The sequence below is a fragment of the Longimicrobiales bacterium genome, assembly GCA_029245345.1.
Lineage (GTDB): Bacteria > Gemmatimonadota > Gemmatimonadetes > Longimicrobiales > Gaopeijiaceae > CALFPJ01.
Genome location: JAQWPM010000013.1, coordinates 13349 through 24450, shown reverse-complemented (window position 1 = coordinate 24450; position 11102 = coordinate 13349). Strand labels below are relative to the sequence as shown.

The window sequence follows — 11102 nt, the reverse complement described above, 5'->3', positions numbered from 1 at the left end:
CCTTACCGGCATCTACCTCCCGAGGTACCGCATCGCTCCCGGAAGCCAGGTCTCACGTTGGAAGATGCCACCGGCAAAGAGCCCCCACCACGCCGCTTCGGCGGCCAGCAACACCCCTCCGGTCATCATGTAGCGCTTGAGCAGAGCCATCGAAGACTCGTTGGATCCACAACGAGGCCTATGGCCAGGACGACACGGATCACAGAAGTACGCACAGCGGAAATCTCCTGATGAGCCCGAGGTGGGAGGACGCGGGAGGTGAGGCAACGGATGCAGTTCGGGGTGTCGGGAGGGCGCTGGCCAGACGATGTTGGGCTGCCGCATGAAGGGTCCCACCCTGCTTGCGCCACCATGCCATCTTGGGGCCACCAATGGCGATCCAGCGACGAAGGGAATCTATCTGTGAAGAAGGACGAAGGTCGGCTGCCCGGCACCTCGCGCTGGGACCACTACCGCTCTTGGATGTTCTGGAGCCACATGGCCCGTCTCCAGCTTGGCCTGTTCCTGTTCGGACTCGCCGTATCCCTGATGCTCGAGGCGAATATCGGACTCGATCCATGGTCGTCGCTGCACGACGCGCTGAGCGAGAAGTCAGGGCTGAGCTTCGGGAGGATAGCCCAAGGTGTCGGCCTCCTGCTGATCCTCTTCAGCGCATTCGTCCTGTCAGTGAAGCCCGGAGTCGCGACCGTCTTAAACATGCTCGTAATCGGCCCATGGGTAGACCTGCTTCGAGAGGTCACTTGGTTCCCGACGCAATCCGGCTACCTATGGGGAAGCGTACAGTTTGTCAGTGGAGTCCTGGTGATGGGCCTCGCGACCGCGACCTACATCGGCGCGCGCATGGGCGCGGGGCCTCGCGACGGCCTCGCGATGGGGCTGGCTCAAAAGGTGAAACGGAGCCTCCGGGTCACGCGTAACAGCATCGAGGCCACGGTGCTGGTGATCGCGTTCTTTCTAGGTGGCTCGATCGGGCTAGGGACGGTGATCTTCGCCGTGCTCATGGGTCCGACAATGCAGGCGAGCCTCAAGCTCTTTGGAGTGTCCCACGATCCGTCGCCGAGCTTGGGGCAGGATAACCACACATAGCGATTCATCCGCCCCGAAACGGGAGGAGCAACGGTCGGCAACTGGCGACCGCCGAAATCCTTCGGTATCGTGCCTCGTGAGATTCGTGTCGCAAACTGAAGAGGAAAATGCCTCTGGCCGCCCAGGATCCAGGATCTCGCAACTCATCTTCTCCGGAGCGTCACCCCTGAAGACTTGCGAGTCGTCGTTGTCGACGATGACGAAACACAGGTGGAATCAGTGGGGCGGGTGGGCCGCGCGCGGGTGAAGGGCCTCCTCTTGCCTGAGCGTTCGGCTATCGGAACTGGCTAAGTGAGCGGTGCGCCAATAATAGGCTCCACATCCAGTACAAAGATTCGGACCGTACCTGGGCGAGCGCTCCTGCTCGCCGTCGGCGTCCTACTTATTCCGATAGGCGCGATCCTGCTCGCTCCCGACTGGATCGAGTCGGAAGGGGCTCTGTTGGTCTGGCTACCCCCCATTCTCCCAGCCTTTCTCCTCGCCTACTACAAGGGGTGGCACGGAGCGTCCGTGGCACTCGCCGGCGGCATGGCCACGCTAGCGCTTGTAGAGGTCGAGCTCAGTTTGCTGGACCTGCCTGCCCCCAGCGGAGCATTAGTCTTCGGAGTCGTTGCTGGCCTGCTTACGGTCACGCTGGGTGCCGGCACGATGGGGGAGCTTCTCCTGCGTGCTCGGGAGGATGCCGAGGAGGCTGCCTTCACCGACCAACTGACCGGACTCCCCAATCGACGACACGCGTCGCTGATCTTGAACGCGAATTGGGGCGCGACGCTACGTGGGCGTGGACTTGCGGTCGTGATCTTCGACCTCGATCACTTCAAGCATGTCAACGACGTGCATGGGCATGCCGAGGGTGATCGTGTACTCCAAGCGTTCGCTGGGATCCTGTCAAAACGCACGCGCTCCACGGACCTCTCAGCTCGATTCGGCGGGGAGGAATTCATATCGCTCCTGCCCGACTGTCCACTGGATCGGGCGGTGGCTTTCGCGGATGAGGTCCGCGAGCTATTCGCCGAACTGCACTTCGGATGGGGGGACGTCACCCTGAGCGCGGGCGTCGCCGTGGTCGAGGAAGGCATGGGTTCGCCAGACGTATTGGTCGCGGCGGCGGATCGGGAACTCTACGTGGCCAAGGAAGGGGGTCGGAATCAGGTGTGCGCAGGCAACCGATCGGTTGCGCAGTTGGCCCCGGCAGAAGAGCTGCCGCAGGTCCAGCCGAAGGCGCTTTCGGATGTGACAGTTCTACTGGTAGACGACGATGCTGCGACGCTACGTGCCACGAGCCGCATACTCACGAGAGCGGGGTGCTCTGTACTGAGCGCTGAGTCCCCAAAACAAGCGGTTAAGATCATCACTGGCGGCACAAGTCTGGACTTGATCGTGACGGATATCGTGATGCCTGAGATGAGCGGGTTCACCCTCGTCGACCTCGCGACTCGAGTAATCCCTGGCTTGCCGGTGCTCTACATATCGGGATACGCCCAGGAGGAGGTTTATTGGGGTGGGACTCCCGGGGCACGGAGCGCCTTCCTGACCAAACCGATGGAGGTGGATGAACTGATCAAAGCGGTGGAGGGTCTCTTGCAACCCGATCCGAACGAGGGGCTGAATGTGCCTCAGTCGGCCATCGAAGTGGAGGGTGCTTCGGAACACGAATCCGAACGATGGGACTCTGGTGACGTCCTGGACGCTCGCATCCTCGTTCTGGACGACGACCCGCTAGTCGTGCGAGCTCTCGTCCGTCTCTTTAAGAAAGCCGGCTATGCGGCTCCGATCGGCTTGACCGACCCGAGGAAGGTCTTCCAAGTGCTTCGGGAGCAGGCGGTAGACCTCATGATCCTCGATATCGACATGCCGCACATGGACGGATTCCAAGTACTGGAACGACTCCGTGAGGTGCTCAAGCCGAGAGAGTACTTCCCGATCCTCGTGCTGACTGGAAGCTCGGACGTAGACAGACGGCGGGCGGCCCTTGCGGCGGGAGCGATGGATTTCTTGGCGAAGCCGTTCGACGTTGTGGAAGCCAGGGCACGGGTGCGCAACCTCCTAGCGACTCGCAGGCTCACCCGCCAACTCAGCGGTCGAGGTGAAAAGCTCGAACACCTCGTGCGTGACCGAATCGCAGACCTGGCGGACACGAGAACCGAATTGCTCCACCGCCTGGCTCGCGCCGCAGAATACCGGGATGACATCACCGGCCGTCATGCGCTCCGGGTGGGCCTTATGGCCTCGCGCATCGCGGCGGAAATGGGGATGAAACCCAAAGATATCGACCTCATCCGGCGAACAGGCCCTCTCCACGACATCGGAAAGATCGGGGTGCCGGACGCGATCCTGATGAAACCAGGTGACCTCTCCGACGAAGAATTCAACACGATCAAGCGACACACCTTGATCGGGGAGCAAATCCTGGGAGGGAGTCGACACGAGGTCCTGACGGTCGCGAGCAATATCGCGGTGGCGCATCATGAACGTTGGGATGGCGCGGGCTACCCGCATGCTCTGTCTGGAGAGAACATCCCAATCGAAGCGCGCCTCGTCTCGGTGGCGGACGTGTTCGACGTGCTTTCGCATGCGAGGCCCTACAAGGAAGCGTTCTCTCCAAGTGAGGCGGTCAGAGAAATCAAACGCTGCGCCGGCCGCCAGTTCGACCCGGCCGTAGTAGAGGCGTTCGGCACAATCTGTGAGAGGACTGGAGCGGACCACTTGCTTTCTCTCGCGGACCCGATCAACCCATCGGCGGACACGGAACTCCAGTAGGCCCCCCAGCGGCGTCCATGTCGCGGGCGATCACCCTGGCTCGCCTTCGCGCCTAGGGCCGCCGGGCCAACTTCCTTTGATCGAACCTTCCATCGGGGGCCTCCTGGTGACTCGGCCGAGTTCCCGCCGACCCCAATCCAACCCATCTAAACTCAAGAGCCGCAAAGCACATAGGAGACTACGGCGTGACGTTGTCCAAATACACCATGACCGCCGGCAGCCACGTCCGCCGGAAGAATTCACCCACCGGGTTCGGCGACATCGCCGAATGCATGCCACCCACGTTCGTCAGCATCACCAGAATAATGTCGGTGTCTTCCACCCAATACATGTAGGCCGTGAAGCCCAACGTCCCCCCCGAGTGGCCGAAGGCTGCGAAGTCTTCATAAAAGCCCGGGCTCCACGAGATCCCTTGCAGGTAGCGAGACCGCCGTCCGGCTTCGTCTTCAGGTGGATAGTAGGTGAACACCTCTTCGTTCATCTGAGGACTCACGAGTTCCCCGTCGCGAATGGCCCGCGCCCAGCGCACAAGGTCGCTCGCGGAGGAGACGATGCCCCCTGCGGTCCATTCCGGAGATAGATTGCCCGCCGTCGACTCGACGATTTCAGGTCGAATCTCAGGAAAGCCCGCATGCACGCCAGCCACTTCTTGGAAGGTCTCAGTCGCGTAGTGGTAGTGGTTCACATACCCGCCCGGGATCTCCTCGAAAGACTCCAGGAAGGTGTTCTCCATCCCCAACGGTTCGAGGACCCGTGTCCGGATCTCCGCAGACGCATCGTTCCCGGTCACGGCTTCGATGATGAGCCCGAGAATCGTGTAGTTCGTATTCGAGTACGAGTAGCGCTCACCGGGTGCATTGGTCGGCGGCAAGAGGTCATCCGTCGAGTACTCCAGCGTCTCGGTCTTCCCCCAGACGTACCCGAGTTCCATCTCGTCACCCCTGCCCTTCCGAATCCAGTCTTCCTGGAATTCCCAGGTGGGGATCCCGCTCTGGTGGTTCAAAAGATTACGGAGCGTCGCCAAACCCGCGTTCGGGGTCCTGTCGATGAGAGGCAGGTCCAAGTAATCCGCTGGGGTCCGGCCCAAGTCGACGAGGCCTTCGTCCACCAACTGGAGGATCACCCTGGCGACCATCGTCTTTGTAATGCTCCCAACGCCAAAGCGGTCGCTCGGCGTGACCGGCACCCCACCCAGCACATCGCTGAAGCCCGCAGTGCCTGTCCACACAACTTCGTCCCCTACCCCGATGGCCGCGGAGATTCCCGGAAGGCCCATGTCGATGCCTTCACCGAGAGCTCCTAACAGCGCATCATCGTTCTTCGGTTGAAGCTCGGCCTCTTGGGCACAAGAGCTAGCGGCAATCAAAAGCACTGGCAGCAATCGTAAGGACCAGACCAATCGTTGGCGCATGGGATCGATGCTCTACAGGAAGAGATGGGCGGGCCACGGCGAAGCCCGATGTCCGGCGACAATGGGCTCGGCGACGAGTCCTCGCTAGCGCGCTGGTGAGGGACATAGGATCTTGCCTCCTTCGTTCAGCGGATGAGGCGATCGCGTATCCGCCCAGATTACGCCCGACATGGCCATCATGCATCGGGCAAACACGCAGAGAGCATCAATGCGACCCAGGACCACCCTATCGGTATGCGTATTCACACTCGCAACTGCACTGGCCGCGTGTGCGCCCAGCCAGCCCTCCGAAGCGGGGCAAACCGAGAACGTTGAATCCGGCGACACCCTCACCATGCGGTACCTGGGTGCGGCTGGCTGGGAAATCTCAGCTCCGCGCGAAGGCTCGGCAGACCCAGTCGTAGTTCTCGTCGATCCCTATCTGACCCGCGCCAACTACAGCGGCCAGCCGAGCGCCGACCCGGGTGACACCCGGCCCATCTATAGCCGCAACGACACACTCTTCAGTGACGTCGCGGCCATAGACGAGATCATCGAGCGCGCCGACTACATCCTGGTTCAGCACTCCCATCCGGACCACGTCATGGACGTGCCCTACCTCGCACTCAAGACGGGCGCGGTGGTGATCGGCCACGAGAGCACGATCAACATCATGCGGGCCTACGGCATACCGGCCCAGCAACTCATCACCGTCCGCGGCGGCGAAGACTACGACTTCGGCGATGTCTCGATCCGTGCGATCCCGAGTCTGCACAGCCCCCTCAATGACAAGCGCTACTACCAGTCAGCAGTCGTCGAGCGAGGAGCCACACGGCCGCTCCGCATCAACCAGCTCGTTGAAGGCGGCTCACTGATGTTCCTCATCCGGATCGGTGGCCACGAGGTCATGACGATGGGCTCGATGAACTACATCGAACGAGAGGTTGAAGGGCTCCGCCCGGACATCGCACTAGTGGGGGCAGCGCCGTCCCATCTGGAGATCTACCAGTACACGCCCAAGCTCATGGCGGCACTCGGTTACCCTAGCGTGGTGATCCCAACCCATGCTGACAACTTCCGCGTGCCGTACGGTGCCGCGACGGCATATCGCGAGGAATGGGTGTCGTCCTTCGCCGACGAAATTCGCGCGGCCGCTCCAGATGCCCGAGTGATCATCCCGCGGCACCTAGAGCCGATCCGGCTGTCGGTGCGGTAGCATCTGCGGAGCAGGAAAGCGAAGCTGATCAGGAAGATCCCCGCATCGAGCCTCGAGAGCTTCATGTCCTGTCTGTGCATCTGTGATGCTCGGCGGTTGCTACCGGTGTCGGCAACTGCGGCCCTAGCCTGGCCCAGCCGTCGGCGCCCACGCACCTTGCGGTACGCAACCAAATACCTGCTGGAACATGGAGATTCGATGGGATCCCGGGCTACCTACCGCCTCATCAGTAACGTCGCCTTTCTGCTTGTGGCATGGCCGTCATCGACGTTCGGCCAGGTCGCCACGGCCGAGCCGTCGGCTCCGATCATCACCTACAATGCCATTCACCACCCGGTGGTGGGTCGGGACGGCATGGTCTCCAGCCAAAACGCTGTATCCACACGGGTCGGGGTCGAGATCCTCGAGCGAGGCGGCAATGCCATCGATGCAGCGGTCGGCGTCGGGCTCGCACTGGCGGTAACACTCCCGCGCGCAGGCAACCTGGGAGGCGGCGGCTTCATGGTCGTGCACCTCGCAGATAAGGACCGGACCGTCGCCATCGACTTCCGCGAGGTCGCACCGGCCCTCGCCCACTCCAACATGTACTTCAGCGAAGACGGTGAGGTGGACAACGCCGAGTACCGCTTCACCCACAAGTCGTCGGGTGTCCCCGGGACCATCGCGGGCTTCGATCACATCCTGCGCGAGTACGGCACCATGACCTGGGCCGAGGTTATCGAGCCGGCACTACGGCTCGCACGTGACGGCATTGAGGTGACCGACGACCTGGCGATGAACCTCAGTCAGAGTAAAGCGCGCCTGACCAACAACCCGGCCACAGCGGCAGCATTCTACAAGCCCGACGGCTCCGACTACCGGTCAGGCGAGACGCTCCGCCAGCCCGACCTCGCCTGGACATTCGAGCAGCTCCAGGCAGGCGGCGCCGATGCCTTCTATCGCGGCTCCATCGCCGAGCGGATCGTCGCGGACATGGAGGAGCACAACGGCATCATCACCGCAAAAGACCTGGCGGATTATCGAGTCGTCGAGCGCGAGCCCGTGCGCGGCACGTACCGCGGCTTCGACATCGCGGCGATGTCGGCTCCGAGTTCGGGCGGCATGCACATCGTCCAGATGCTCAACATCATGGAGAACTTCCCCATTCGTGAGATGGGGTACGGCAGCTCAGACGCCATGCACATCATGGCCGAGGCGATGAAGCTCGCCTACGCAGATCGCTCGAAGTACCTGGGCGACCCCGACCACCTCGACCTGCCGGTAGAGGCCCTCACCAGCAAGGCCTACGCGAAGGCGCTCGCGGACGGCATCGACATGGATCGCGCACGCCCCTCAGACGAGATCCTGCCCGGTGACCTCACTCCTTATGAGAGCCCGGAGACGACGCACTACTCGGTCATGGATGACCAAGGCAACGCAGTCGTGAACACCTACACGTTGATGTTCTCCTACGGCTCCGGAGTCGTGATTGACGGCGCAGGATTCTTGATGAACAACAACATGGGCAACTTCACGCTGCGCCCGGATATCCCTGATGCGTTCGGACTCATGGGCAGCGAGGACAACCAGATCGTGGCAGGCCGACGGCCAGTCAGCTCGATGACCCCGATTATCGTCCTCGAGGACGGAGTTCCTCATCTACTGACGGGGAGTCCAGGCGGGAGCAAAATCATCACGACCAACATGCAGCTCCTCCTCAATGTGATGGAGCACGGCATGAATATCGCAGACGCTGCGGCGTCCCCGCGGCTGCATCACCAGTGGTACCCAGATCGACTCGAGGTCGAGAGCGGATTCAGCCCCGACGCCATCCAGTCGCTGCGGGCACGCGGCCACAACGTTCAGCCGAGCGGGGGCATGGGGAGCCTGCAAACCGTCCTGTTCGAAGACGGGGTGTTCTATGGGTATTCGGATCCGCGGCGTCCTGGGGCTTTGAGCCTCGGCGTGCGGCGAGGACGCTGATCGACGCGACTTCGGAATCCATGTAGACGGCGCCTGGGGTGGATACCTGACGTCCGTTTTTCGGAAGCCGAACGGGGACTTCGCCCCGCGTGAAGAACTCCTGAACGAGTTCTCCTACTTCCCTTCGCAGCTCGTTTACGACGCTTTCGAGGCGGTCTGCGAAGCGGATTCGATTACGGTGGATCCGCACAAACTGGGCTACATCCCCTATGCGGCCGGGGCATTCATCGCTCGCGACCGCGAAGTCGTCGACTTCATCGCTCAGGAAGCCGCATACGTCTTCGATCTCGGGGATCGAGAGCACGAAGTGCCACGGAGAGAGCAGCTCCACCGCCTTGGTCAATACATCCTTGAAGGCTCGAAGCCCGGAGCTGCGGCTGCCGCGGTGCACGTCACGCACAAGGTGCTCCCGCTCGACTCGGAAGGCTTGGGCAGACTGCTCAGGATTACGCTGCGCGCAGGCGAGCGCTTCTGGGACTCCGCGCAGATCATGGCCGAAAGGCTCGCGGACCGAGTCACCCTGGTCGTGCCCTTCGAACCGGACAGCAATCTCGTCTGCCTCGCGCTGAACCCGGTCGGCAACCAAAACCTGGCAAGGATGAACACGTTCTCTCGGGACGTATTCGCCAACATGAAGGTCGACCCGAGCCAGCCCGTTCAGGCTAAGACGTTCATTGGGTCCTACACGTCGCTCGAAAAGAACAACCTGCCGAGTGGGCAAGCCGACCGCATTCTTCATGAATTGGGCATCGACCCGAGCACGTTCGTCTCGGAGCCGGCGGACGCCGACCGCGAGGCGGATCACATCTTCATTCTCCGGCACACGCTCATGAACCCATGGTTGCTGGATGGGCCGGACGGACGAAACTATATCGATCTGTACTGGGAGTACTTGTCGGAACTGGTGGACGAAGCGCTGGCGAAATAACTGCTCGCAGGACTGGACTGCCCAACAGATTCAAGAGACCCCACCAGTGCCGGGCTTCACGATCACACGCCAGATCGACGCACCTGTAGAGAAGGCCTGGGAGGCACTCGACGACTTCGGAGCCATCCATGAGTGGAGCCCCGGCGTGACCGCGTCCGAGCTGACTTCAGAGGGACCCGTGAGCCTAGGCTCTACCAGGCACTGCGACTTCGCCCCGCTTCGCGGCGTCCACGAACGCATCGACGGGTATGAGCCGAATCAACGCATGACCGTCATCCTCTACGAGCCCTTCAAGCTGCCGATCTCAGGTGCCGACCGCCGACTTCACGATTGACCCACACGAAGGAGGCACCGCGCTCAGTATTCACTACAGCTATAAGCTCATTTTTCGGGGCCGCGCCAAGAAGGGTGATACCGACACGCAGATGAAGAAGGGTATTGGCGGTATGGCCAAGGCGCTTCAGCGTGAAAGCGAGCGCATCGCAACATACGCGAAGCAATCTTCTGACCTGCAGCAGGCACCCTAGTAGAAGAACACGTACCCGATGAAGATCCCTGCTACGATGGCCGTGCCGTCCGCGATGAGGCCGCAGGCCACGGCATGTCGGGTCTTCTTGATGGAAACCGACCCGAAATAGAGCGCGATGATGTAGAACGTCGTGTCGGTAGACCCCTGGAACGTGCTCGTCAGTCGGCCAATGAACGAGTCGGCGCCGTGGGTCTGCATGGCATCAACCATCATACCGCGTGCACCGCTTCCACTCAGGGGTTTCATCAGCGCCGTGGGCAACGCTTCGATGAAATCAGTGTTCATCCCCACCATCGCGAAGCTCCAACCGATCCCCCCCACCAAGAGATCCATGGCGCCTGACGCCCGGAACACCCCAATGCCCACCAGAATCGCAACCAAGTATGGAATGATCTTGATGACCACCGGGAAGCCTTCCTTCGCCCCCTCGATGAACGCCTCGTAGACGTTCACTCGTTTGATGGCAGCCATCAGGATGAAGAGGGTGATGATGCCGAAGAGCAAAACGTTCGCCACGACGGTCGACACCAGCTGGACCTGCTCCTGCGGCAACCGCGAGAAGTAGAAGAGCATCCCCGCAATCAGAGCAGTCAGCCCGCCCATATAGCCCATCACGACGCGGTCGAACAGGTTGATGCGCTGCACGATGGCGACAGAGATAAGACCCGCCATCGTGGAGAAGAATGTGGTCAGCAGAATGGGAAGGAAGACGTCCGACGGGTTCGCTGCACCCATTTGAGCGCGATACACCATGACGCTGATCGGGATGAGCGTCAGTCCGGATGTGTTCAGCACGAGGAACATGATCTGAGCGTTCGACGCCGTATCGTCACTCGGGTTCAGTTCCTGCAGCTCCTGCATCGCCTTCAGGCCCAAAGGCGTCGCGGCATTGTCCAGGCCCAACATATTGGCGGCGAAGTTCATGACCATGGAGCCGTGAACCGGGTGGTTTTTCGGGATCTCCGGGAAGATCCGATGGAAGAACGGCCGAACGACCTTGGACAGGGCCGCGATCACACCGCCCTTCTCCCCTACCCGCATCAGACCCAACCAAAGGGTCAGCACTCCGGTCAGGCCCAGTGAAATCTCGAAGGCGGTCTCGGCCATATCGAAGGTGGCCGTGACCATTGAACTGAAGACCTGCGTGTCGCCCATGAAGAGCAGCTTCACCGCTGCTACGGCAAAGGCGACGAGGAAGAAGCCGACCCAGATGACGTTGAGGACCATGGGC

At 61.5% G+C, this 11102-nt stretch carries 10 protein-coding genes; 7 read left to right on the top strand and 3 right to left on the bottom strand.

What is annotated here, in order from left to right; all coding sequences use genetic code 11:
* Positions 1–12: 12 nt before the first annotated feature.
* Complete coding sequence (locus tag P8L30_07125; GenBank protein ID MDG2239958.1) at positions 13–150, bottom strand: hypothetical protein; 138 nt, start codon at positions 148–150, stop codon at positions 13–15.
* A gap of 252 nt (positions 151–402) precedes the next feature.
* On the opposite strand from P8L30_07125, the gene P8L30_07120 reads away from it, so the two are divergent.
* Both P8L30_07120 and P8L30_07115 read left to right on the top strand, forming a co-directional pair.
* Positions 403–1086: a hypothetical protein gene (locus P8L30_07120; protein ID MDG2239957.1), complete on the top strand. Its 684-nt coding sequence runs from the start codon at positions 403–405 to the stop codon at positions 1084–1086.
* A 291-nt stretch (positions 1087–1377) separates the two neighbouring features.
* Positions 1378–3846, top strand: a complete 2469-nt coding sequence (locus P8L30_07115) for a response regulator (GenBank protein MDG2239956.1) — start codon at positions 1378–1380, stop codon at positions 3844–3846.
* A 178-nt stretch (positions 3847–4024) separates the two neighbouring features.
* Here P8L30_07115 and P8L30_07110 read toward each other — a convergent pair whose 3' ends face one another.
* The gene (locus P8L30_07110; protein ID MDG2239955.1) at positions 4025–5257 is read right to left on the bottom strand and encodes a serine hydrolase; all 1233 of its coding nucleotides are present in this window, start codon (positions 5255–5257) and stop codon (positions 4025–4027) included.
* Positions 5258–5465: 208 nt separating this feature from the next.
* Between P8L30_07110 and P8L30_07105 the strand changes: the two genes are divergently transcribed.
* From P8L30_07105 to P8L30_07085, 5 genes are all read left to right on the top strand, one after another.
* Positions 5466–6452, top strand: a complete 987-nt coding sequence (locus P8L30_07105; GenBank protein ID MDG2239954.1) for an MBL fold metallo-hydrolase — start codon at positions 5466–5468, stop codon at positions 6450–6452.
* Positions 6453–6650: 198 nt separating this feature from the next.
* Positions 6651–8414: a gamma-glutamyltransferase gene (gene ggt / locus P8L30_07100; GenBank protein ID MDG2239953.1), complete on the top strand. Its 1764-nt coding sequence runs from the start codon at positions 6651–6653 to the stop codon at positions 8412–8414.
* Between the two features lie 178 nt (positions 8415–8592).
* Complete coding sequence (locus P8L30_07095) at positions 8593–9342, top strand: hypothetical protein (protein ID MDG2239952.1); 750 nt, start codon at positions 8593–8595, stop codon at positions 9340–9342.
* A 46-nt stretch (positions 9343–9388) separates the two neighbouring features.
* Positions 9389–9676: an SRPBCC family protein gene (locus P8L30_07090; GenBank protein MDG2239951.1), complete on the top strand. Its 288-nt coding sequence runs from the start codon at positions 9389–9391 to the stop codon at positions 9674–9676.
* A complete protein-coding gene (locus tag P8L30_07085; protein MDG2239950.1) occupies positions 9651–9869 on the top strand; it encodes a hypothetical protein in 219 nt (72 codons plus the stop codon). Before P8L30_07090 ends, P8L30_07085 begins: the two co-directional genes overlap by 26 nt.
* Here the strand turns inward: P8L30_07085 and P8L30_07080 are convergent.
* A complete protein-coding gene (locus P8L30_07080; protein MDG2239949.1) occupies positions 9866–11098 on the bottom strand; it encodes a nucleoside recognition domain-containing protein in 1233 nt (410 codons plus the stop codon). The two genes, P8L30_07085 and P8L30_07080, sit on opposite strands and share 4 nt — an antisense overlap.
* Between the last annotated feature and the right edge of the window lie 4 nt (positions 11099–11102).

Excerpts from the sequence above, each read along its gene's own strand:
- P8L30_07110 (MDG2239955.1), bottom strand. The coding sequence starts at position 5,257 with ATGCGCCAACGATTGGTCTGGTCCTTACGATTGCTGCCAGTGCTTTTG.
- P8L30_07080 (MDG2239949.1), bottom strand. The coding sequence starts at position 11,098 with ATGGTCCTCAACGTCATCTGGGTCGGCTTCTTCCTCGTCGCCTTTGCC.
- ggt (MDG2239953.1), top strand. The coding sequence starts at position 6,651 with ATGGGATCCCGGGCTACCTACCGCCTCATCAGTAACGTCGCCTTTCTG.
- P8L30_07105 (MDG2239954.1), top strand. The coding sequence starts at position 5,466 with ATGCGACCCAGGACCACCCTATCGGTATGCGTATTCACACTCGCAACT.
- P8L30_07125 (MDG2239958.1), bottom strand. The coding sequence starts at position 150 with ATGGCTCTGCTCAAGCGCTACATGATGACCGGAGGGGTGTTGCTGGCC.